Consider the following 21,987-nt stretch of genomic DNA (forward strand, 5'->3'; position numbering starts at 1 on the left):
CTATTAACTTTTTATAAACCATTGAAAAATAATGGGTGCAAGAATCAAGACCTGTTGCCAGAGTTCTTTTTAGGCAATAACTGATTTATTTCGGCAACGTTAAATGGTGGATTTTTAGTGTGCGCGATACGATGGCAAGTTGGACACAAGCAAACAAGATCATCGATTGATGTAACAACCTCTCCGGTAATGCTTAAAGGGTTCAAATGATGAACCTCAATTACCCACTTTCCTTCAATATTTAGGTAGAACCCACAAGCGGCACATGAATAGTTATCTCTCTCTTTCCTTTGCTTTGCCAATTCAGAGTTTCGGTGTTTAACTAAGATTTTCCTATCCCGATCATAGCCTTCAATAGCCGCGTCACTGTTTATCTCGAATATTTCAAACCTTCTAAACGTCACTCTTTCGGTATTAATATCTAACGAATCCACTTCCCATCCGCTATTGATCCATAGATGCGCCCATGTATGGGAGTCATTAGTTCTTGAATTTGCCCACCAAGCGGAATGTAACCTCGCACTGTTGGGTAGATTGAAACCCAAGAGCTCTTCTATTTGAGGAAATGTGAACTGAGTAAAATCTGAAGTTTGGCTAGCGAGGTATTCAGCTAATGGTATGTATTTACTCATATTGTCACTTAACGCTCTCAGTATGCGTGGCTTCAAAATACGTTTGGAGTCAGGCTTAACTTGTCCATAATTACTAATTCACACCAAGCTAGCGCCAATATCCCGCTATTTCAACAGCTTTTTCTAAAATCACGAATGCCTTACAAACCAATCCCCTACTGATTCAGCTCCGAAAAATAGCTCAGCTGTAATTGGCTAAATAACTCGGATTGTTTGATTTCAGACAGGGCTTTATTAAAACGCTCTGCCACTTCAGGGGTGCGGGCCAGTACATGGTAGTGATTCGGTTGGAAAAAACTCAGAACTTTCAGGCTGCTGTCGTCAGGTGCGGTTTGGCGGTAATAATGCCAGAAGATATTTCTGTCCATTACCAGCACGTCTACCCGGTTTTTTAACAGCAATGCGGGCATTTGATGTTGCTCTACCACTTCCAGATAGCTGCTGGCTTTAGCAACAGCTTCTGTATAGTCAGGTGGCAAAAACTGGCGGGCATTTTGAAAGGCCATCACCCTCAGGCCCACAAGATCTTGCAGGCTTAAGATTTCTTTATATAAGTCTTGTCGCACAATCAAAATATTTTGATAACTGATATAGGGCTGAGTGGCATAAAGCCCCTCTGGAGTGCTGCGCTGTAACGAGACTAAATCGGCCTGGCCATCGCTGAATAAGGATAATAAACGGCCGTTTGGCACATGAATAAACTGGCTGTCAAACCCCATACGCTTTACTACAGCTTTCAGTAATTCCAGCTCGTAGCCCGTTTGAGTCGCCACTTTAATATAAGGAGGCTTTTCTACACCTACCAATAGCTGGAGTTGCTGCGCCTGCGCCAGACCAATACAACTACTAATGCAGAAAAAGCAAAAATACAGCAGTGTTCTCATGAACCAGATTCCATCTGAAGCAGAACTCAGCATAGGCCAGAGTTCACAGCAATTACCACTATTTTCTTTGAGTTCTTTTGATTCAACAGAAAATTATTTTCATAAAAATCACATTTTAATTACTTCATTTTGTCATCTTCCTTTCACTTTGCTGTCATTAGGTCAGTTCAGAATGGCCGCGTTTTCTTCAATTCAAACAACAATATGGAGTTTCACGTGGCATTACATCACAAACATTTGCTCGCTCTTGCGATCAGTTCAGCCTTAGGTTTGTCAGCACCTGTAGTTGCAGAAGAAGCCGCAATTGCTGCAGCCGACGAGCAGGAAGTAGAAGTGCTGGCCATTACTGGCAAACGCATTAGCTATGCCAATAACAGTACAGATGAAGCGATCAAAAACACCAAAGCGCCTATAGGCAACGTATTGGATTTAGTCAGCCAACTGCCTGGTATTAGTGTAGGTCAGGGTGATGCTTTTGGTGGTGATGACTGGTCCACGACCATTTCAATGCGTGGTTTTAACGTGAACCTGAACGAACAACAGCTGGGTATTACCGTTGATGGTTTACCTAATGGTGGTTCAGCTTACGGTGGCGGCAGTAAAGCCAACCGTTACCTGGACACAGAAAACACAGCTTATGTTGAAGTGGGTCAGGGTACCTCTGATATCGCATCTGCTTCATTAGACGCTTTGGGTGGTACTTTAAACTTTGTATCAAATAACCCTTTAGCTGAACAAAATTTATCTGTCGCTGCAACAGGTGGTGATCACAATGCCCGCCGTTACTACACCCGCTTTGATACTGGCCAGATTGGTGGCAATACCACAGCTTACTTCAGCTTGTCTGACAGCTTTAACAACAGATGGATAGGTTCAGGCAGCAATGGTTTTACTGACCGTCTGCACGGTGAAGTAAAAACTGTCACTGAATTGGACAACACCACCATCACAGCGCGTTTTTCTTATGACGACACTGAAGAAGACAACTACAACACTGTGTCTTTGCAGCAGTTTTTTGATAACCCGGATTGGGATCGCCTGACCAACATCTGGACTGGCAACCCGGATATCGATCAGAACTTTGCTGAAGTCTGGTCTACGTTGCGGGAGAACAGCTTTACTTACGTTAAAATTGATACCGACTTAACCGACAGTCTGAACCTGACAGTCACACCTTATGTGCATATGCAATCAGGTCGCGGTGACTGGATGCCGCCTTATCAGGTGTATGTGGAAGATGCAGCAGGCAATAGAGTCAGCCGTGGCACAGGCAATGGAACTTTAATTCCTTATCAATATGTTAATGCGGCAGGCCAGCCTATTCTGGATCCAAATGCTGATTTAACAGGAGCAACCCGGGTCGCCTCTTACCGTCACACTCACTATGAAAAAGACCGTTATGGCCTGACTTCTGAGTTGAAATGGAGCATGGATAATCATGAACTGCGTTTAGGTGCCTGGCTTGAACAGCAAGACCGTGATGAAAGCCGCGACTGGCACAATATTATCGACCCGAAACAGTATCATTATTTCGACAATCAGCCGTACTGGGTGCATTACGATCGTACATATGAAACTGATACGCAGAAAATTTATCTGCAGGATCAAATCAACTGGAACGACTTAACCGTTACTTTGGGTGTGAAGAAGTTTTTTGTTGATGTCAGCCGCAAAGACAATATTGTCGCTACCAATACAGATCAACTCGACAGCGATTCAGATCTATTACCAAGCCTGGGTTTTGTTTATCGCTTAAACGAAAGCTACGAAGTATTTGGTGGTTATGCTGAGAACTTTAAAGCCATCAGCGATGCCATCTTAGAAACTGATCAGGATTTTGATGATCTGGAAGCTGAAACGGCAAAAAACATCGACTTAGGTTTACGTTATTTTGGCGACGACCTGAGCCTGTCTTTCACCTATTACGATGTGAAGTTTGATAACCGTATTACCTTCCTGCAGCCTGGCGCTAACGGCGGTGGCCCCGACTACCTGAACGAGTTAGACGGCACTTATGTCAACGTAGGCGGTATTGAATCCAGTGGTCTGGAAGCCAGCTTAAACTGGGAATTTACTCAGGGCTGGAGTGTTTACAGTGCGTTCACCAGCAATAAGGCTGAATACAGCCAAACGATTAATGCCCTGGTACTGGATGAAGACGGTGAAGTGGTGTTAGGCCCGGACGGACAACCTGCAATCAACCCTGCTGCTATTTTTGCAGGCGACAAAGTAGCAGGTTCACCTKAAACTATGCTCAGCCTGTCCTTGCGTTATCAGGGTGATGCATACCGTGCTGGTTTAACTGCCAAGCGCACTGACAACTACTTTGGCGCTGCTTTGGGCGKCAATAAAGATGAAATTCCTGCTTCAACCCTGATGGATTTTTATGTGGGCTACAGCAAAGACTTGTCATCAAAGGATATGTTTAAAGGCATAGATCTGTCATTAGTGCTGAACAACCTGACAGACCAAGATTATTTAGCGGGTGGACAGGAAGGCGCTTATTACTTAGGTGCGGAACGCACTGCGACCATCACTTTAAAACTGGATTTCTAAGTTAATCCAGAGTGACAAAAGCCAGGCCGGAGCCCTCAAAGCTCCGGCTTTTTTATTGTTATATAGCACCAGCCCGGGGATAGCGCTCGTGCAAAATACCAACAGTTTGGTATTTGGCCGGACTTCTTTTATGCTGGCCAGTAATGGCAGTACGAAAAGCGTAACAGCATGAAAACCAAACTGTATTTAATTCCAGGTACTTTGTGTAATGCCAGGCTTTGGTCTGAGCTTGTACCTTACCTTAGCGACTATGAACTGGTGCATTTGCCCATTCCATCAGGATCGGATCCAGACCAATTGGTCGAACACTTAGCATCGGCTTTACCGCCACACAAATCAGCCTTGCTCGGGTTTTCATTAGGCGCTTATTTAGCTTCATTATTAACGGTGCGTTATCCGGAAAAAGTTGCCGGCTTGATGTTGGTGTCTAACAGCCCCGGCCCGCTAAGTACAGAAGAGTTGATTTCACGTCAGCATAGCTTGAAGCTGATCACTGATTTTGGTTACAAAGGCATAAGTCAGAAAAAAGCTGAAGCCTTACTGGACAGCGCTAAGCTCAGCCCTGATGCAATGCAACATATAGTAAAAATCATCCGTCAAATGGATGCCGAACTTGGCGAGGATGCGTTAGTAGCTCAGCTGCGTGTAACCTCAGAACGCAGAGATCTAAAAGATGAATTACTTAAGCTGACTTTCCCCATCTATTTTGTTTACAGCGAGCAGGATCCGCTGATTAATAGTAACTGGATGCAGGATTTTATTCTGAGCAGTCAGATATGCAATCAGCAATACAGCCAGGTCGTGTTTCATGCAGTGGCAGGTTCTGGCCATATGTTGCCCTTAGAGCAACCTGCTTTACTTAGCCACTCCATAAAGCAATGGCTGAGTGAGTTATAAGCGCTTTTATGCAGCCTTGAATCTAAGGCGAACTGCTGTGTAAAAATTACCAGCAACGGGTAACTTCTACAGCCAAGCTACAGGTTCGCAGCAGATAAAGAATCGACAAAGCACTGTTTTTATTGATTTATATCTATTTGGCACAACCAATGCTTTAATTAATAGGCAAAGAGTACAACGCAAAGAGTAAGATGCGAATTGCAGCCATAGCTGCATTTCACAATGTTCATCAAGGAGATTTATTATGGCTACTTCACAAAGTGCAACAGAGAAAGCAAAAAGCAATAGTGCGTTAAATTCACCTGTGACGGAAAAAGCTATTGAAGCTGCCCATCATGCAGTGGACGCAGTCGCAGAAAAAGCGGCTATAGCTGAAGATACATTACGTAAAACAGCAGCGAGCTCTCAGGAAACGCTGACGCACAAACAGGAAGAGATCAAACAGCAACTGCAACTGTCTTACAGTAAAACCCGTGAGTTTGCAGCACAAAACCCATTGGCCACTGCAGGCATAGCTTTTGCGGCTGGTGTACTCTTGACCGCTTTGCTACGCCGTAACTAGGATTGCAACTGACGCAGTAACAACGAAGGCGGATTTATGCAACCTAGCGAAAGTTCTGAAGCACCTGCGCAAAGACCAGGGCAGCCCGAATCCACTCAGGCTGCCCTGACTAAATCAGCAGAGCAAGCCTTGGATCAGCTGGCTGAAATAGTGGCACTTGGCAATTCAGTCAAGCAAGCTTATGCCAGCCAGCTGAAACTAACAGGGCAAATAGCAACTGCTGAATGGCAGCTCACAGGCAGAAGCCTGACCATAGCAGCGGCTTTGGTCGTATGCTTTGGCGCTGGCATGATATTACTATGGGGCAGTGTTTTATTGCTGTTAGGGTATCTGTTGTTTCAGTTAAGCAGCTCTGTCGTGATCACTGCCACAGCGCTGTTGTTGTTGCAGTTTGCTTTATTGCTGTGGTGTTGGCGCAGTTTAGCCTATGTGCTGGCACAGGCTGGCTTTTCAAATACCTTGCGGCAATTGCAATTGCTCTTGTTCAGGCCACAGAAGGAAGACACAAATGCTGATCCAACGGCTACTCACTAAGCAGCAACAGAAGCTGACTGAGCTGACCGCACAAAGCCAGCTACAGCAGCAGTTATTGCTGATAAGAAAACAACAATTATCAGCAGCAGCTTTGGGTTTTATTGGCTCAACTCCGGGCTTAATGCTGAGTTTTTGCGCTGGTTGCCTGTTTCAGATGCGCCATAACAGCGCCGTGAAAATGATGCGCAGTCTGGTAGGGTTTCGCTGGATCACAAGACTGATTGGTTAGTACAGAGCTGATCTGTGACCTGCTCTGTACTCAAGAAAAACCTGTCACAACATGTTTTTCCAGGCTCGAGTTAAGGCTTACAATTTTGCCGGAACAAGGCGCGTTGTTCCAGCGCTAAATCTGGATAGTCCGTAAATAGTCCGTCTATACCCTGCTTAAACAAAGCCTGCATTTCATCAGAATAACTGAATTTAGTTTTTTCATCTTTGGGCATTAAATAGTTCGCTTCAGCCCTGAAGGTATAAGGGTGTACTTGTAAACCTTGTTGCTGGGCCGCTTTGACAAAAGGCTTTAAATTCAGGCTGTGTTTCTGGTAAATACTGCTGCGCCATGGACCTATACCAGCGGCGTAGCTCTGCATAAAGTTCAGGCCTTTGTCGTTCAGTAAAACAGAATAATCCAGAGGTTTGGACTCTGTGGCTAAAAAGCTGCTGCTGTCTTTATAAATGGACGCTAAATCAGCGCTCTGCTGCTGATGATAAAACACGTCATAAGGCACAGAAAAACTATCTTTCGGCGGCAAAAAGGCTTTTTCTGTATCTCCTATCAACTGGATCAACGGAATGTTCAGCGTCAAAGCTGGCATCCACTGATGTTTTAGCTCCAGTAAATTTTGCACTTCAAAAGACTGAATAAAAACCCGGTTTGGTTCGGTAAAACGCAGCTGCTGTAATTGCTGTACAAGCATTTTGCTGATATCCAGCGCTATGAGGTTTCCTGCTATAGTTTTGCCTTCATAACGAAAATAAGTCGGGTGTTTGGTTTCAATATAAAGCCCGACTTTGCGGCCGGTATCGGCCTCAAACTGTTTTACCAGACTCACAATCTCAGCCAGAGTAACAATAGCAAACTTGTCATTGTGCTCTGCGCCCTGAGGCCTTAACCCAGGTAAAGGTTCGCGGGCTTTCAACTGCTTTATTTCAGCCAGAGTAAAGTCTTCACTAAACCAGCCCGTGATTGGAATGCCATCAATACGTTTGGTGGTTTTGCGATCGGCAAACTGCGCTAGTTCAGCCACATTAGTGGTGTGAGTTAAATCATTTTCATGACGGCTGATAAGCTGACCGTCTTTGGTGGGTACTAAATCGGGCTCGATAAAATCAGCGCCCATCCGCATGGCAAGCATATAAGCTTCCAGCGTATGTTCAGGTAAATGACCACTGGCACCACGGTGTGCAATAACTAAAGGAGCAGTAACACAAGCATCTGCGGCAATGGCAACGCCGGATAACAGAGTTAAAGACAACAGGCTCAGAGGCAGCAGGGAAAAACCTTTTTGTATCAGCATACTATTCACACCTTTTGTCACACCTTTTGCAAAAACTTCATACTAAAACCACAGAATGACAATAGCATGACACAAAATCCCAGAGCTGGGCTTGCCCTGCCCGTCTGGTGTTAAAAGCTGTACCCTAAAGCTTAGATCAGCGACGCTCCTGCGCCCATAAATATAAGCCGCTGGCCATAATAACCCCAGCGCCAATAAGCAGCGATAAGCTTGGAAACAACTGCCATAGCAGAATATCAAAACCTAAACCCCACACCAGCGCAGTGTATTCAAAAGGCGCAATGACAGAAGCCGGTGCTAAACGAAAAGCTTCAGTAATAAACACCTGACCTATAGCACCACTTAACCCCATCAGCGCTAATAACCACAGATGATCCGAAGATATCGATACCCAATCAGGATAAGCTAAAGCACCAGCACCAAGACCTATCATGGTCATCAGCCAAAACACCATATTTCCACTGTTGTCAGTGCGGGATAATACCCGAACCGTAATAGCAGAAATGGCATAACAAAGCGCTGAAACCAAAGCTGCCAGCGCGCCTAAACTCAACAATTGATCGCCTTCTGGTTTTAGCATAAACAGCACCGCCAACATACCAATGCCGATAGCAACCCATTGTCTTAGCTGCACATGCTCACCTAAAAACCAAACCGACATAGCAGTAATCAACAGCGGCGCTGCAAAAAAGATGGCGTAAGCATCAGCCAGTGATAAGGTTTGAATGGCATACACAAAAGCTGACAACATGACGATGCCAAGCACGGCCCTTAGCAAATGCAAAGACCAGCGTGAATTGAGTAAATGCTGCACTCTGTTGGTTGTCACTAACCAGACGACTATTAAGGGCCAGGCAAACAAAGCTCGTAAGCTGGTGATTTGCATAGGGCCATAATGTTGCGTCAGTTGCTTCATACAGGCATCCATGGCGCAAAACATGCCAACGGCCAGCAACATACACAGAATTCCCTTAGTCGGTTGATCGACAGCGGGGTGAAGCAGACTTTTCATAACCACCTGATTAATGCAGAAAACAGCGGGCTAGTGTTCAAAAATCCTTAAACTAAAGCAAGTGCAAAAACAGCAAAGATTAAGCCTGATCTGTAAACACAGTGATTCCAGAGATGATGCCGCTTTTGCGGCGCCAAAGCGGCATACAGTTTCGTCACAACAGCATGCTGAATGTAAGGATAATTAGCAGCTGTTATCTCTTATCGTCCTTTTCTACAATATCGCCAGCTATTTTCCTCAGTTGCTTGATTCCATCGCAGAGTAACTGGCAGAGCAGTTTCAGGTGATTCTGATCTGTGATGGTGCCACAAACGCCAGCCTTGAACTGGCACAACAGCATATTTGTAGTTCAGCACGACCAAACTTTTACCTGTTGTTATGTCAGGTTAATGCAGGTGTCAGCGTGGCAAGAAATACCAGTTTAGCCAAAGCAACAGGCGACTCTATTGGTTTTATCGATGCTGACTATATAGTTGGCAGAGTTGGTGTTTTATTGTTTTATATCAAGGTACATAGAGCAAAACAGGCGCACACTCTGCTCCGTTCTTGCCTTACAGCAGAACAGGTTGTAAAAGCTACAGGTCTTTTACTTAACCAATCCCAGCCTTGTGTACTTTGCGCCTGACTACACCTCTGTCGTCAGGCGATTTTTTACATTTTACATCCTTGTAAAATGCCCGTAGGGCCAGCTAAAGCTGTTAAAAATCGCTCCTTACGATTTTTTAATCCCCTTCTTACTTGAAGCTGTAGCTGCGTTACCTTCGCTCTTTCGCCCCAGTGTTTTCTAAAACATCCGCTTGGCACGACCTGCTCAATCACGCTTCAATCCAAGTGCACATAGGAAAACTATGCTCCTGGGGTCCCAATCACTTGTCGCCTTGCTACAACATCAATTAATTTGGGGGATTTCGATTAGGTCTATTTTGCTGCTAACGCCTGCTGAATTTCAGCTTCTAAATCTTCTGGTTTGGTCAGCGGTGCAGCACGTAAAATCGCCTTGCCGTCCCGGCCAATCAGAAATTTAGTGAAGTTCCATTTAATGGATTCTGAGCCTAACAGGCCAGGTTTTTGCTGTTTCAGATTTTTAAATAGAGGCGAAGCGTCCGGACCGTTTACATCCACTTTGGCGAACATGGGAAAAGACACGCCATAGTTCAGTTCACAAAACTCACTGATTTCCGTTTCATTGCCCTGCTCTTGCTTACCAAACTGGTTACAAGGGAAACCTAAAATTTCCAGGCCCTGATCTTTGTATTTCTGATACAGCTCTTCCAAACCTTTGTATTGCGGCGTAAAACCGCATTTGCTGGCAGTGTTCACAACCAGCAGCACTTTGCCCTGATAATCTTTTAACTCGACCGATTGGCCTTTGATGTTGGTCACTGCTAAATCAAAAATGGGGTTTGGCATCATGTGCTCCTCTGTAGTTTGGGGTTTCAGTCAAGGCTGAAAGTAAAAACATAATGCCTAACAATTAAATTGCATGCAATTTAATTTTATAGATGTAGTTGAAGCAAAAAACCGAACAAGACAGCAATCACAGTCAGTTCGCAGGTTCGCTGATAAAGCCTAACTTTAACAAACCCGATTGCTGCACAGCAGCCATGGTTTTGAGTACATGCTCGTAAGGTGCAGCTTTATCACCCCTAATATGTACTTCAGGCTGAGGCTGTTGTTGCGCCTGCTCCGCCAGTTTTAAATCCAGCACGGCGACTTCAATAGGCAGATCGTCCCAAAATACAGCGCCATCGGCCTTGACCGTTAAAGTAACAGTTTGAGGTTTAATTTCCTGCTTTTCATTGCTGACCCGAGGTAAATCTACCTTTACGCTGTGAGTCAGCACTGGCACTGTGATAATAAAAATAATCAGCAACACCAGCATCACATCGACCAGTGGCGTCATATTAATTTCGCTCATCACTTCATTATCTGAGTCTAAACCTCCACCAAAAGCCATTTATTTTGCCTCCTTTAAAGGCACAACCACTCTGCTGCTTTTTGGCGCTGCGCCCGTCAGAAAATAGGCGTGTAACTGATGGGCAAAACGCTGCATTTTGTTCAGCACCTCTTTATTTCCACGCTGTAAGGCGTTGTAACCCAACACTGCAGGAATAGCCACGGCCAGACCAAAAGCTGTCATAATCAGTGCCTCACCTACAGGGCCTGCAACTTTGTCGATGCTGGCCTGACCGGATACACCTATGCCCACCAGCGCATGATAAATGCCCCAAACAGTGCCAAATAAACCAACAAAAGGCGCAGTGGAGCCGACTGACGCCAGAATAGCTAAGCCCTTTTGCATCTGCTCGGCACTTTCATCTATAGCGCCCCGTAAACAAGAAACCAGCCATTCAGCCAGCGGTAAATTGCCATGTAAGTCTTGCTGATGACTTTGATGATGATCCAAAGCCGCCTGACCTTCATCGGCCATATAACGGAATGGATTCATAGGCCCTGTTGCTGAGTCGGCCGAACTTAAAATCCGTAAACCTTCGGTAAAACTATGGGCATGCCAAAAATCATTGCTGGCTCTGCTGATGCGTTTTAAGCGCCATAAGCTAATGGCCCGGATCACGATCACAGTCCAGCTTGCTACTGACATCAGTAGCAGCATCACAGCCACAGCTTTAATAACAAAGTCACCCTGGGCCCAGAGTGCGGCAATACCGTAGGGATTTTCTTGCATGATTTACTCTCTAATGAATTGAATTTAAATTAAAAACCACAGGCTGCACAAACCAGAAATCTATTGGCTGGCCTAATTTTAACGCTGGCTCGTAGGTCCAGTTGCGCACCGCATTCAGTGCCGATTGATCCAGTCGTGCAAACCCAGAACTTTGTTTCAGTTTTAACTGCCCTACTTTGCCGTTTTTCAGCACCAACACCTGCAAATAAACTGTGCCCTGCTCTTTCAAACGGCGCGATAACATCGGATAAATCGGCGCTTTATTCACCGCATTACTGGCCGATGCGACAGGTGGAGTTGCTGGAGGCTCTGCTTCTGGCTCCGGATTTTCAGTGACGGTTTTGGCAGGTACTGCCTCCGCAACAGGTTCTGGTGCGCTGATAGCAGTGGGTGAAGCTTCTGCAACAGGAGTTGGTTTGGACTGAGCAGCTTTGGGCTGACTGACATTTTTTTTAGCGACAGCCGGTTTTTGTTGAAGCGGCTTTGGCTTCGGCTTTTTTACTGGTTTTGATAATGCAGGGCTGGGTTCAGGTTTTTCTGGCTGCGGGGTAACTGGAGCTGGAATAATAAGGCCTTCAATGGCTGTTTCCACAGCTTTAGCTTGTGGTTCTGTCGAAAGAGTCACAGCTGCTGCAACTAAACTTACATGCACCATCAGTACAAAAATAAATAACAGGGCAGATCTTTTCACCGCTTTTCCACCACATTAATGCCAGATAACAGATCAAAGTATGCCAAACAGGCGTTTTGGGTAACCTGAATTGGACTCTCTGATCTGAAAAGTTAAACCTGGAGTCAATGCAAAGCTGCACGAATCCACAGCGACAGCAGTGCGACAAAGCTTTTATCGCACTGCACTCAGACAGGAAGTATGCTATCGAGAATAATTCTTATTTGCAACCAGTTTAATGCAGAGGGAACTTTGTATACCCGGTATACAGGCTCTTATTCATTTTTAACGACGGCGGATCAACAAGCGGATCCCAAGTACAGTAGTCAGCATCAGCAGTACTAATCCCATTACACCCACAACCTGATCCAGACTTTTATACCCTGTCCATTGCAGGTAATGAGCTTTGTATAAATTGTTAATTAATTCAGTATCTTTACCTTGTTGCGACACACTCAAACTATGCCAATCCAGTTGAATTTGTACATCGGTATCTGTGATAAAACCTTGATCGGTTTTTTGCAGCTGTTGGCCATAACGCTGAGGGTCGACGCTGATTGCATCTTTAATAAGCAGCTGCAGTTCGTCTTCTTCAGGCAGGGAACGTACTGTGAAATCTTGCGGGTTCAACTGCTGCCAACCATCTGCTTGTTTCACCAGCAAATGCACACCCAACACGCTTTGCAGCAATTTAACTTCCTGCCAATCCGGTTGAGGATTAATTTGAACAGCACTGCTAATTGGATAGGTTTTAATAGTCAGATAGGAAAAAGCAGCCTGATAACCTGGTTTGATAAAAAATATCAGACCCGTAACAGCCCAGATAAAAAATGGCAGAATTAAGCACCAGCCTAAAAAGCGATGAACACGACGAGGTAAAGACATCTGACACAACACTCACTATCGTTGGAAAAACAAAAGTTTAACAGCAGTAAGAGTAAAATTAACCGAAATTCTTGTCAGTTGAGTTCGGCAGCTCAGTGGCCTTGCAGAGTTGATTGCCACCCGCATGTTTTGCTTTGTACATAGCCCGGTCTGCTGCGGCTAACAGACTGACTTGATCCTGGCCATGCTGCGGGAAAAGTGCAATACCAATACTGGCGGACAATTGCAGAGAGTGTTGTTCAAATAAAAACGGTGACTGAAGTTTAGTCAACAGGTTCTGCAAAATGCTTAATACTGCGGCTTGATCTGTCACTGCATCCATCACAATAACAAACTCGTCTCCCCCTAAACGGGCCACGGTGTCGGTTTCACGCACTGAATGTAGCAAAAGTTCAGCTACTTTTTTCAAACATGAATCGCCAGCAGCATGGCCGTACTGGTCATTCACTTCTTTAAATTTATCTAAATCCACAAAACATAAAGCCAGCATGCCCTTCTCACGTCTGGCACGTGCTAATGACTGCTGTAGCCGATCGTCAAACAAAGCTCTGTTCGGTAATTGGGTCAGAGGATCGTAAAAGGCAATGTGCTGTAACTGCTTTAACAGTTGTTTGTGTTTGGTGATATCGCGGGCTACAGCCACCCGTACTTTTTGATCTTCAGACCAGCGGGCAGACCACTGGATATGAGCAATCTGACCATCTTTGCGGATGTAACGATTTTCAAAATCGATTTTCTGATCGCCAGACATAATTTCGCTGGCGGCCAATAAAGTACGTTCTCTGTCATCCGGATGCACTAATTCAATCATGGGCCGACCGATCATTTCAGTGCTTTTGTAGCCAAAAATTCGCTCACAACCGGAACTCAGATACAAGAAGTGGCCGTTGGCATCAACCACACAAATAGCTTCAAGCAATTGATCAATATAGTCACTTAACGAACCTAACGAGGGGCTTGACATATCCTACCTGTAAATAGAAGCTCGGATAACTGCGAGGAGCTCACCATGAGCTCCAGCTTTCAAACTTATCACTTTTACATCCTGCCACTCTTTACTGTGTCGCTGCAACACATTACCCGAAGTCATCCCAATTTCAGGCAACACTGTCTACGACGTTAAAATAACATTAGAGATCTGACACACCACATTATCTGCACCGGCTTTAATATCTGACATCACATCTTCAACCTCGCTGATACGATCATTCACCTGCTGAGCAGATTGATTTACATCAGTGATTACCGTCATCATGGCTTCAACAGTTTGCTGTGTAGACGAAATCACAGTCGCTATTTCACTGGTTGAATTGGCTGTTCTGGAAGCAAGACTGCGAACCTCATCGGCTACAACAGCAAAACCCCGCCCCATATCACCAGCCCGGGCAGCTTCTATGGCTGCATTTAAGGCCAGCAGGTTTGTTTGTTCTGCGATAGCTCTTATGGTGCTGACAATGACACCAATATTTTTTGCATGGGACGTCAGAGTTTCAGCTTGCTGATAGGCTCTGCTTATTTTTCTTACCATAGCGTTGGTGACACTGACTGTTTCTTGTAATTTTTCGACCCCGGTTGCCACAATAACTGAAGTTTCTTCGGATGTGTTACCCGCCATATCGGCAGCATGACGGACTGCCTGCTCTTTATTCACAGAGAGGGTTACATCTGAAGCAAATTTAATAACCCGTACTACATTGCCGTTATTGTCAAAAATAGGGTTATAGGTTGCTTCAATCCAAATCACCTGACCTTCTTTGGTAAAACGTTTGAAACGGCCAGATTTATGCTGACCCGCAGCCAATTCAAGCCAAAATTTTGGATTCATCTGATAAAACTCATCATCACAAAACATCCGGTGATGGCGTCCTGTTATTTCCGCAGCTTTGTAACGCATGGCTTGCAGGAAATTTGCGTTTGCTTCAAGCACATTGCCTTGTGGATCAAAATGGATCACAGCCATAGAGCGATTAATAGCATCATAAACCGCATTTTTTGTATCCAGCTCAGTTTTAGAGGCTGTGACGTCAGATGCAATTTTAATAACTTTTTCTACGACTCCGTTGCTATCCCTGACAGGGAAATAAGTCGCTTCCAACCAGGCAATCTGGCCATCACCGCGGATCCGTTGAAACTGGCCGTCAAAACAATCACCATTTTTCAAAGCCTGCCAGAACTGACTGTATTCACGTGTATTTACATAATCTTTGCTACAAAACTTACTGTGATGCTGACCTATGATGGCATCTGCCTGCACTCGCATCATGGTGTTAAACAAGGCATTACTTTTCAGCACATAACCATCGGGGCTAAACTCGATCACGGCTAAATACTGTTCAATAGCCCCCAGATCGGCGTCGGCTATAGTCACGCGAGTTGTTAAGTTTTCTATCAGTTGTTTCGTTTTACGGCTAAAAATCATAGGTCACCCCGTTGTATTGACATCACACTGTGATACATAAGTCAGAGCCTGCTTCTGCATCTGTAAACTCACTTACGCTTTCTGTCCTGATTCCTGCTGAACCTTAAAAACAGGCAATAGCGATACAACAAATGAGTGAATAGCCTGTAACAACATCCTTAGCGGCATAGTAACAAAGCAAAAGCGAAATATCAATAAAAATGATAAAAGTGATAAATGCATTCACCGTAACTATCTGGTGGACCACAGTCATTCACTGAATGCAGGTTTTTGTCATTGTCAGATCAGTAGAAATGCCCCAACTCATCAGGCCAATGAAGAAAAAAGAAGGACGTTCAGAAAAGCAGGGGGACGCTGAAGTGGCCAGACTTTGGCCACTCATTTATGTCAGAAGCCAGAAGAGCCTAAGCTTTTGATCACACGCTCATTTGCAGTATTAAGTGAGGTACCTCTGACGAATACATTAGTCCCATGCAGGCGAAAAATCCGGATTGGCCAAACGCTCATTTCTATCCAGGCTGGTCAGTTGAGTCATGTTCTCTGAGGTAAGGTTCACAGCCAAAGCTGCTAAATTTTGTGCCAGATTCACTTTTTTAGTGGAAGACGGCATCACCACAAAACCTTGTTGTAACGACCAGGCTAACGCTACTTGTGCAGCCGTGATCTGATGCCCTGCCGCTATCTGTTGGATCAAAGGTTCACTCAGCACCTTGCCATAAGCCAAAGGCATATAAGCGGTGATCTGAATGCCCTGCTCTTTTAAAAATGCCACCAGTGTGCGGTTTTGTAAAAACGGATGCACTTCTACCTGATTGGTGGCTATTTCCTGCACTCCCACTGCATCTATCGCTGCTTTGGTTTGGCTTACAGTAAAGTTGGAAACGCCCATTAGCCGGGTTAATTTTGCTTGTTTTGCTTCAGCCAGAGCTTCAACATATGACTGCACTGGCACTTCATCTGGTAACGGCCAGTGCACCAAAGTTAAATCCACTTGATCCAGCTGTAATTTTTCCAGGCTTTGTTCCAGACTGGCTTTGAGTTTGTTTTTATTTAAAAACTCCGTCCATATCTTGGTCGTAACAAAAAGCTCACTGGCTTTTATACCACTGTCGCGGATAGCACGGCCGACATCCTGCTCATTGCCGTAAATCTGAGCGGTGGCTATAAGGCGGTGATTACCGATTGATAGGCATCTTCTCCTTTTAAGCGAAAAGTACCAGCGCCTAATACAGGAATAGTGTGTTTAAGAGTAGTGTTCATGTCTGGTTCTCCGTTAAAGTTGGCAGTAGCATATACCAGACTAATCTTCAGAATAAGCAAAGCCACAGACAAAACACTTTTGCACTGACAGCAACAAAGGATTCCATTTATGCGGTTTAGTAACATAGTTGTGCTGACAGGTGCAGGTGTATCTGCCGAGTCTGGCATTAAAACCTTTCGTGATAACAATGGATTATGGGAAAACCATAAGATAGAGGATGTGGCGACTCCTGAAGGTTATGCGCGAGATCCAGCCTTGGTGCAGCAGTTTTATAATCTGCGCCGCGCTCAACTACTGGACCCCAAACTTAAACCCAATGCCGCTCATCTGGCTTTAGCGCAGTTTGAACAGCAACATAAAGCCAGGGGGGGCAACTTTTTACTGATCACGCAAAATGTCGATAACCTGCATCAAAGGGCAGGATCAGAGCATGTCATTGCCATGCACGGTCAACTGCAAAAAGTAAAATGTGCTGTTTCAGGCAAAAGCCAAAGCTGGTTAAAAGATTTAACAGCCACAGATCTATGCCACTGCTGCAAAACGCCACAACCACTTCGACCTGATATTGTCTGGTTTGGTGAAATGCCTTATCAGATGGACCAATGCACAGATGCACTGATGCAGGCCGATTTGTTTATTTCCATTGGTACTTCGGGTCAGGTCTATCCGGCTGCAGGTTTTGTGCAGATAGCTGCAGAGTCAGGTGCCCATACAGTTGAGCTTAATCTGGAAGCCACCCGTGGCGATTTTGCCGAAGGTTATTACGGCCCTGCGGCTAAAATAGTACCTGCTTACCTTGCGAAATTAAGCTGAAGTTATCCTGAAGATCCGGGCATGATGCAAAATGTGCGGATCAGTTTGCCGGACGGCAGCGATGGCGTCAGCAAAGGTCATCATTAAAGTTCAGATGCGGTGTAAGTTGCTTACACCGCATTTTTCCTGCCGTTAATCGTTTTTTTCTTATAGCTCCCTAGTTGTCTTTATTTTATCAACAAAAAGTAACCTTACTGAAACAAACAACAGCTCTAATGTCGCGGCAGATTTCTAATTAAACCGACATCGGAGTCAAAATGCAGAACAAAAATTTCCAGATTGATAACTCGGGTATAGATCCACAAACTAACTTTTCAGATAACCCCGATTTTCAGTCCGTACTGGCCTCGCGCCGCAGTTTCTTAAAAGGTTCTTTAGGCGCAGCCATAGCCACCATTATGGGCTCAGCTTTAGTCGGCTGCAGCAGTGATACAGCTGAACCAGTCACAGGCCCTGTGGGTGTCAAGCCTGAACCAGCTCCGGTTTTGTTGGGTTTTGCCGCTATTGCGGCTAACCGTCTGGATGAGATTACAGTACCTGTGGGTTACACAGCCCGGGCATTTTTACCTATGGGCACGCCACTCTCTGGCAGTTACCCGGCTTATCTGGCTGATGGCAGCAACACTGGTGCCGACATGGAACAGCAAGTGGGTGCTCACCATGATGGTATGCATTTTTTCCCTTTAGATGCGCGCAGCAGCAACCAAAACAGCAACGAAGGTGTACTGGTATTTAACCATGAATATCTGGATGCCAACGTACTGCACCCTATGGGTCCAACAGGCTTGCCCCGCCCAGCTGACGAAGTTCGTAAAGAAGTAGCAGCCCACGGTGTCACTGTGGCTCATATCAAAAAAGATGCACAAGGCCAGTTCCAACTGGTGCAAGGCAGCCCGCTAAACCGCCGCATCACAGGTGCAACTCCTATGGATATCACAGGCCCAGTGCGTGGTGATGCCAAAGTGGTGACTAAATACAGCCAGGACGGCACCCGCACCCGCGGTACTTTAAATAACTGTGGTAATGGTTTTACCCCCTGGGGCACTTATTTAACCTGCGAAGAAAACTGGGCGGGTTATTTTATGAATGCAGATGCAACTCAGCCACGTGAACACAGACGTTATGGCGTTGGCAGCAGAAATGGCCGCTATTACTGGGAAACTGCCGATTCAGGTGCCGAGCAGTATCAGCGCTTTAACGCAACCAGCTTAGGTGCTGATGCCACAGAAGATTACCGTAACGAGCCAAATACTTTTGGCTGGATAGTAGAAATTGACCCATTTAATCCAGACAGCGTGCCACAAAAACGCACAGCTTTAGGCCGTTTTGGCCACGAAGGCGTTATTTTTGGCCCTGTGGTGGAAGGTCAGCCGATCGTTGTGTACTCAGGCGATGACTCTACTTTTGAATACATCTACAAATATGTCTCTAAAGCGCCTTACTTTAAAGCCACTGCAGGCGGTCATTTACTAAATGACGGTACTTTGTATGTTGCTAAATTTAACGCCGACGGTTCTGGCGAATGGTTGGCTCTGGATATCAATAACGAAACCCTGATGACCAAAGCCGCTGCTGCTGGTGTTAACTTCGACAGTCAGGCCGACATTTTGTTAAACACCCGTCTGGCGGCTGATATTGCCGGTGCGACGAAAATGGACAGACCTGAATGGGGTGCAGTGCATCCAACGACTGGTGAAGTGTATTTTACGCTGACTAACAATACAGCCCGAACCACGGCTCAAATTGATGCACCAAACCCACGCGCCAATAACGCCACTGGCCATATTATTCGCTGGAAAGAAAATGCAGCAACTCAAGGTTTAAGTTTTAACTGGGATATTTTTCTGCTGGCAGGTGATGTTGGTACTACCACCCCAGGTACTGACCTGACGTTGACTGCAGACAATCATATGGCAAGCCCGGACGGCTTAATGTTCAGTGCCAACGGTTTGCTGTGGATCCAGACAGATATGAGCGGTTCTCAGCAAGGTGAAGGCCCTTATGGTAACAATCAGATGCTGGTGGCCGACCCGGCAACCCGCAAAGTGAAGCGATTCTTTGTCGGACCAGTGGATGCAGAAGTAACAGGTTTAGCCTTTACACCAGACTTGAAAACCATGTTTGTGAATATTCAACACCCTGGTGATCGCTCTACTCCAACCCAGTTTACCAGTAACTGGCCAGCGAACGACGGCAGCAGCAGACCACGTTCAGCGACTGTGATTGTCACCAAAGATGATGGTGGCGTGATAGGCTCTTAAAACGCTTTCCAAACACAAAGCCGGTGTAAAAACCGGCTTTTTTAATGTTTTTTCAGCGAAAAAAACTAAGGCGTTTCAACAATAAAACTGGTTAGTTTTCGCACCAGCGGCAATATCAACAGTAATACCGGATAGGCCACCACCCAGGACAGAGCCCAGGCTCCCAGCCAAATCGTCAGTTCAAAGCCGCCAAAACCGGTACTTTTTAAGGTACTGATCAAAGATACAATACAGCTCATAATAATGGATAAAATCAGCGGCATCACATAGGCCATAGAGCGGGCAGGCAGTTTTTTAAATACAGGTTTTGACATCTCGGAACTCACCCAGTAAGAACGTGTTTACAGCATTCAGGCTACATTTGGGCATTGCGCGGCAAAGTAGCAGATCTGCGATTAAAAGATAAAGCCAGCTCAGTTTGACTCTGTTACACCAACTTTGGTGCATCAAAGTTTTCCGGCTCATCGCTGTAAATACAGACATTCCAATCTGCTGCTAAACCTGTTTCAGCGACGCAGTAGGTCTGGAAAAAGTCTTTTATTTCATTGCGCTGGCAATGAGCTTCAAAACTTTGCATATCAGCCCAAATTTCGTTAAACACAATCGGAAAACTTTTGCCTTCGGCATAAGGGCTTGAAATATGACGGGTCACTCTGTACTGCAGGCAACCATCTTCACGCAAGGTATTGGCTTCTAAACCTTGCAGCACTTTAAAGAGTTCAGCTTCTTTGCCAGGCTTAGGTAAAAACTGGGCGATGCAATACACTTTTTTAGACATTAGCTTTCCTTCGATTCGGTAATAACGGGCCAGCTTTGCAGCTGACGGTTTGATTCAAACTGATGATCCTGGCCTGTAACCGGATCCATAAAACTCAGGCGTTTTGCCAATAATTGCAGTGGTTCGGCAAAATCCAGTTGCTGCTTTGGCAGCAACTCTGGGTAATATTTATCAAATAAAATAGGGCAACCCACAGACAGCATATGTAACCTCAACTGGTGGGTTTTCCCTGTATGGGGGCTAAGTTCAAACAATCCAAGTTCAGTACCTCTTTCCACCAGGGTCAGGCTGGAAAACGCATTCACTTCACCATCCACTTGTTGCATTAAAAACGCCGGAGTTGACTTTTCCAGCCGGTTTTTAACTTGCCAGCTGTGTGGTAATTCGAGTTGCTGAAGTTCTGCAGATAACAGGGCCACCGCCTGATAACTTTTGCTGATATGCCCTTGTGCAAACAGCTGATAATACAAAGGCCTGCTTTGGCTATTGACAGAAAACAGCACTAAACCTGCTGTTTCCTTATCCAGCCTGTGCACTGCTACCACATCGTGCAGACCCGTATCGCGTTTCACTCTTTCCAGCAGGCATTCATTGACGAATTCACCGCCAGGAGTCACAGGTAAAAAATGCGGTTTGCAAGCGACAATAATATGCTCATCCTGGTACAAAATCTGATGGGCAAAAGGAATAACAGGCTCAGCTGCCACTTCACGGTAATAACAGACCCGGCGGCTGGGTAAAAAGGCGGTGGTTGCACTGATGACTTCACCACCAAACCAATAGACTTTGCCATCAGCTACACGCTGTCGCCAAATGCTAGCGTCAATGCGGTGGAATTTTTCAATCAGAAAATTCAGCACTGTACCCCAGCCCAAATCTTTGGGTGGTAAGGTAATTTCAGATGGCTTTGTTGCTTTGCTCATATCCCCTCACGTCAGAGGGCCAGAGTTAAGACAATTCGGCGCTTTGAGTCAACTTGTTTTAGCTTTTAGTGCCGAATAAACCAGGCAACATACGCTTTAACGTATTGTCTTTCACAATGTAATGGTGTGCCAGAGCGCCCAGTACATGTAAAGCGATAAAGGCGTAGCCTGCTTTGCCCACCATTTCATGCACTTCTTTAATGGATGCAGCAAGATCTGGATCTGGTGTTATTAAGGCTGGCAACTGAAAGCCCCAAAATGGAATAACATGATCAGCAGCGCTTAACAGCAGATAACCTAATATAGGCATCAGCAGTAAAAAAACATAAAGCACAGCATGCATCAAAGCTGCAATTTTGATCACTATGGTTTTGGGTGCGGGTTTTATCAAAGGTATGAAACTAAAACGCTTGACCAGCAAGCGAAGCCACGTAATACACCATAAACTTAAGCCCAACACAAAATGCACCTCTTTGATCAAGTCACGCTCCATTGTGCCTTTTTCAAAGACCCCTCTGAACTCAATACTGGCATAAACAGCAATAAGCAGCAGAACAGTCAGCCAATGCAAACGCAGCATCCAGACGCTATAACTTTGTTGTGAAGCCGACATAACCACCTCTGTGTTGAATTACTTTTTCATTCTGCCAGTGAAAACTTAAGGCAAGCTGAGCTTCTGCGCTATCAGCTTCCCGCA

General features: G+C 45.3%; 24 protein-coding genes. 8 read left to right on the forward strand and 16 right to left on the reverse strand.

Annotated elements, in window-relative coordinates; translation table 11 throughout:
• Positions 1-44: 44 nt before the first annotated feature.
• On the reverse strand, positions 45-632 hold the full coding sequence (locus P3C17_RS15295; protein WP_300930235.1) for an HNH endonuclease: 588 nt from the start codon (positions 630-632) through the stop codon (positions 45-47).
• 155 nt (positions 633-787) lie between these two features.
• On the reverse strand, positions 788-1,516 hold the full coding sequence (locus P3C17_RS15300; RefSeq protein ID WP_300930236.1) for a transporter substrate-binding domain-containing protein: 729 nt from the start codon (positions 1,514-1,516) through the stop codon (positions 788-790).
• 216 nt (positions 1,517-1,732) lie between these two features.
• Here P3C17_RS15300 and P3C17_RS15305 point away from each other — a divergent pair, with 216 nt between their 5' ends.
• The 5 genes from P3C17_RS15305 (at position 1,733) to P3C17_RS15325 (ending at position 6,294) form a co-directional block, all read left to right on the forward strand.
• Positions 1,733-4,072, forward strand: coding sequence for a TonB-dependent receptor (locus tag P3C17_RS15305; protein ID WP_300930237.1), 2,340 nt, complete (start codon positions 1,733-1,735; stop codon positions 4,070-4,072).
• 168 nt (positions 4,073-4,240) lie between these two features.
• The gene (locus P3C17_RS15310) at positions 4,241-4,969 is read left to right on the forward strand and encodes an alpha/beta hydrolase (RefSeq protein WP_300930238.1); all 729 of its coding nucleotides are present in this window, start codon (positions 4,241-4,243) and stop codon (positions 4,967-4,969) included.
• Between the two features lie 244 nt (positions 4,970-5,213).
• Complete coding sequence (locus P3C17_RS15315) at positions 5,214-5,531, forward strand: DUF883 C-terminal domain-containing protein (RefSeq protein WP_300930239.1); 318 nt, start codon at positions 5,214-5,216, stop codon at positions 5,529-5,531.
• A 36-nt stretch (positions 5,532-5,567) separates the two neighbouring features.
• The gene (locus P3C17_RS15320; protein ID WP_300930240.1) at positions 5,568-6,065 is read left to right on the forward strand and encodes a hypothetical protein; all 498 of its coding nucleotides are present in this window, start codon (positions 5,568-5,570) and stop codon (positions 6,063-6,065) included.
• Positions 6,040-6,294: a hypothetical protein gene (locus tag P3C17_RS15325; RefSeq protein ID WP_300930241.1), complete on the forward strand. Its 255-nt coding sequence runs from the start codon at positions 6,040-6,042 to the stop codon at positions 6,292-6,294. Before P3C17_RS15320 ends, P3C17_RS15325 begins: the two co-directional genes overlap by 26 nt.
• Before the next feature lie 70 nt (positions 6,295-6,364).
• Here the strand turns inward: P3C17_RS15325 and P3C17_RS15330 are convergent, their stop codons facing one another.
• On the reverse strand, positions 6,365-7,582 hold the full coding sequence (locus P3C17_RS15330) for a glycerophosphodiester phosphodiesterase family protein (protein ID WP_300930242.1): 1,218 nt from the start codon (positions 7,580-7,582) through the stop codon (positions 6,365-6,367).
• A gap of 136 nt (positions 7,583-7,718) precedes the next feature.
• Complete coding sequence (locus P3C17_RS15335) at positions 7,719-8,594, reverse strand: DMT family transporter (RefSeq protein WP_300930243.1); 876 nt, start codon at positions 8,592-8,594, stop codon at positions 7,719-7,721.
• 283 nt (positions 8,595-8,877) lie between these two features.
• Between P3C17_RS15335 and P3C17_RS15340 the strand changes: the two genes are divergently transcribed.
• Positions 8,878-9,219: a glycosyltransferase gene (locus P3C17_RS15340; protein WP_300930244.1), complete on the forward strand. Its 342-nt coding sequence runs from the start codon at positions 8,878-8,880 to the stop codon at positions 9,217-9,219.
• Between the two features lie 293 nt (positions 9,220-9,512).
• On the opposite strand, the gene P3C17_RS15345 is transcribed toward P3C17_RS15340, so the two are convergent.
• From P3C17_RS15345 to dkgB, 8 genes are all read right to left on the reverse strand, one after another.
• A complete protein-coding gene (locus tag P3C17_RS15345; RefSeq protein WP_300930245.1) occupies positions 9,513-10,004 on the reverse strand; it encodes a glutathione peroxidase in 492 nt (163 codons plus the stop codon).
• A 133-nt stretch (positions 10,005-10,137) separates the two neighbouring features.
• Positions 10,138-10,551 carry a biopolymer transporter ExbD gene (locus tag P3C17_RS15350; protein WP_300930246.1) on the reverse strand — a complete coding sequence of 138 codons (414 nt, stop codon included), beginning with the start codon at positions 10,549-10,551 and terminating at the stop codon, positions 10,138-10,140.
• The gene (locus P3C17_RS15355) at positions 10,552-11,280 is read right to left on the reverse strand and encodes a MotA/TolQ/ExbB proton channel family protein (RefSeq protein ID WP_233081045.1); all 729 of its coding nucleotides are present in this window, start codon (positions 11,278-11,280) and stop codon (positions 10,552-10,554) included. It lies immediately after the preceding gene.
• 10 nt (positions 11,281-11,290) lie between these two features.
• A complete protein-coding gene (locus tag P3C17_RS15360) occupies positions 11,291-11,971 on the reverse strand; it encodes an energy transducer TonB (protein ID WP_300930247.1) in 681 nt (226 codons plus the stop codon).
• A 264-nt stretch (positions 11,972-12,235) separates the two neighbouring features.
• Complete coding sequence (locus P3C17_RS15365; RefSeq protein ID WP_300930248.1) at positions 12,236-12,835, reverse strand: PepSY domain-containing protein; 600 nt, start codon at positions 12,833-12,835, stop codon at positions 12,236-12,238.
• 58 nt (positions 12,836-12,893) lie between these two features.
• Positions 12,894-13,799 (reverse strand): diguanylate cyclase, encoded by a 906-nt coding sequence (locus P3C17_RS15370; RefSeq protein WP_300930249.1) that lies wholly within the window; start codon positions 13,797-13,799, stop codon positions 12,894-12,896.
• 147 nt (positions 13,800-13,946) lie between these two features.
• Positions 13,947-15,254: a PAS domain-containing methyl-accepting chemotaxis protein gene (locus P3C17_RS15375; RefSeq protein ID WP_300930250.1), complete on the reverse strand. Its 1,308-nt coding sequence runs from the start codon at positions 15,252-15,254 to the stop codon at positions 13,947-13,949.
• 463 nt (positions 15,255-15,717) lie between these two features.
• A complete protein-coding gene (gene dkgB / locus P3C17_RS15380) occupies positions 15,718-16,437 on the reverse strand; it encodes a 2,5-didehydrogluconate reductase DkgB (protein ID WP_346015670.1) in 720 nt (239 codons plus the stop codon).
• A 186-nt stretch (positions 16,438-16,623) separates the two neighbouring features.
• Here dkgB and cobB point away from each other — a divergent pair, with 186 nt between their 5' ends.
• Positions 16,624-17,328 carry a Sir2 family NAD+-dependent deacetylase gene (gene cobB / locus P3C17_RS15385; RefSeq protein ID WP_300930251.1) on the forward strand — a complete coding sequence of 235 codons (705 nt, stop codon included), beginning with the start codon at positions 16,624-16,626 and terminating at the stop codon, positions 17,326-17,328.
• Between the two features lie 257 nt (positions 17,329-17,585).
• Positions 17,586-19,589 (forward strand): PhoX family phosphatase, encoded by a 2,004-nt coding sequence (locus P3C17_RS15390; protein ID WP_300930252.1) that lies wholly within the window; start codon positions 17,586-17,588, stop codon positions 19,587-19,589.
• A gap of 65 nt (positions 19,590-19,654) precedes the next feature.
• On the opposite strand, the gene P3C17_RS15395 is transcribed toward P3C17_RS15390, so the two are convergent.
• The 4 genes from P3C17_RS15395 to P3C17_RS15410 form a co-directional block, all read right to left on the reverse strand.
• A complete protein-coding gene (locus P3C17_RS15395) occupies positions 19,655-19,903 on the reverse strand; it encodes a DUF2798 domain-containing protein (RefSeq protein WP_300930253.1) in 249 nt (82 codons plus the stop codon).
• A 113-nt stretch (positions 19,904-20,016) separates the two neighbouring features.
• Entirely contained in the window at positions 20,017-20,367 is a 351-nt protein-coding gene (locus tag P3C17_RS15400) for a putative quinol monooxygenase (RefSeq protein ID WP_300930254.1), read from the reverse strand.
• Positions 20,367-21,290 carry a pseudouridine synthase gene (locus tag P3C17_RS15405; protein WP_300930255.1) on the reverse strand — a complete coding sequence of 308 codons (924 nt, stop codon included), beginning with the start codon at positions 21,288-21,290 and terminating at the stop codon, positions 20,367-20,369. Before P3C17_RS15405 ends, P3C17_RS15400 begins: the two co-directional genes overlap by 1 nt.
• 58 nt (positions 21,291-21,348) lie before the next feature.
• On the reverse strand, positions 21,349-21,903 hold the full coding sequence (locus tag P3C17_RS15410) for a cytochrome b (protein ID WP_300930256.1): 555 nt from the start codon (positions 21,901-21,903) through the stop codon (positions 21,349-21,351).
• Positions 21,904-21,987 lie beyond the last annotated feature (84 nt).

It is taken from the genome of Rheinheimera sp. 1928-s (assembly GCF_029269265.1).
Taxonomy (GTDB): Bacteria; Pseudomonadota; Gammaproteobacteria; order Enterobacterales; family Alteromonadaceae; genus Pararheinheimera.

What these genes read in the sequence shown, in the direction of transcription:
- P3C17_RS15355 (WP_233081045.1), bottom strand. Translation starts at nt 11,280, where the DNA reads ATGCAAGAAAATCCCTACGGTATTGCCGCACTCTGGGCCCAGGGTGAC.
- P3C17_RS15330 (WP_300930242.1), bottom strand. Translation starts at nt 7,582, where the DNA reads ATGCTGATACAAAAAGGTTTTTCCCTGCTGCCTCTGAGCCTGTTGTCT.
- P3C17_RS15335 (WP_300930243.1), bottom strand. Translation starts at nt 8,594, where the DNA reads ATGAAAAGTCTGCTTCACCCCGCTGTCGATCAACCGACTAAGGGAATT.
- P3C17_RS15365 (WP_300930248.1), bottom strand. Translation starts at nt 12,835, where the DNA reads ATGTCTTTACCTCGTCGTGTTCATCGCTTTTTAGGCTGGTGCTTAATT.
- P3C17_RS15405 (WP_300930255.1), bottom strand. Translation starts at nt 21,290, where the DNA reads ATGAGCAAAGCAACAAAGCCATCTGAAATTACCTTACCACCCAAAGAT.
- P3C17_RS15345 (WP_300930245.1), bottom strand. Translation starts at nt 10,004, where the DNA reads ATGCCAAACCCCATTTTTGATTTAGCAGTGACCAACATCAAAGGCCAA.
- P3C17_RS15350 (WP_300930246.1), bottom strand. Translation starts at nt 10,551, where the DNA reads ATGGCTTTTGGTGGAGGTTTAGACTCAGATAATGAAGTGATGAGCGAA.
- P3C17_RS15410 (WP_300930256.1), bottom strand. Translation starts at nt 21,903, where the DNA reads ATGTCGGCTTCACAACAAAGTTATAGCGTCTGGATGCTGCGTTTGCAT.
- P3C17_RS15400 (WP_300930254.1), bottom strand. Translation starts at nt 20,367, where the DNA reads ATGTCTAAAAAAGTGTATTGCATCGCCCAGTTTTTACCTAAGCCTGGC.
- P3C17_RS15390 (WP_300930252.1), top strand. Translation starts at nt 17,586, where the DNA reads ATGCAGAACAAAAATTTCCAGATTGATAACTCGGGTATAGATCCACAA.
- cobB (WP_300930251.1), top strand. Translation starts at nt 16,624, where the DNA reads ATGCGGTTTAGTAACATAGTTGTGCTGACAGGTGCAGGTGTATCTGCC.
- P3C17_RS15295 (WP_300930235.1), bottom strand. Translation starts at nt 632, where the DNA reads ATGAGTAAATACATACCATTAGCTGAATACCTCGCTAGCCAAACTTCA.
- P3C17_RS15395 (WP_300930253.1), bottom strand. Translation starts at nt 19,903, where the DNA reads ATGTCAAAACCTGTATTTAAAAAACTGCCTGCCCGCTCTATGGCCTAT.
- P3C17_RS15300 (WP_300930236.1), bottom strand. Translation starts at nt 1,516, where the DNA reads ATGAGAACACTGCTGTATTTTTGCTTTTTCTGCATTAGTAGTTGTATT.
- P3C17_RS15370 (WP_300930249.1), bottom strand. Translation starts at nt 13,799, where the DNA reads ATGTCAAGCCCCTCGTTAGGTTCGTTAAGTGACTATATTGATCAATTG.
- P3C17_RS15375 (WP_300930250.1), bottom strand. Translation starts at nt 15,254, where the DNA reads ATGATTTTTAGCCGTAAAACGAAACAACTGATAGAAAACTTAACAACT.
- P3C17_RS15310 (WP_300930238.1), top strand. Translation starts at nt 4,241, where the DNA reads ATGAAAACCAAACTGTATTTAATTCCAGGTACTTTGTGTAATGCCAGG.
- P3C17_RS15320 (WP_300930240.1), top strand. Translation starts at nt 5,568, where the DNA reads ATGCAACCTAGCGAAAGTTCTGAAGCACCTGCGCAAAGACCAGGGCAG.
- P3C17_RS15325 (WP_300930241.1), top strand. Translation starts at nt 6,040, where the DNA reads ATGCTGATCCAACGGCTACTCACTAAGCAGCAACAGAAGCTGACTGAG.
- P3C17_RS15315 (WP_300930239.1), top strand. Translation starts at nt 5,214, where the DNA reads ATGGCTACTTCACAAAGTGCAACAGAGAAAGCAAAAAGCAATAGTGCG.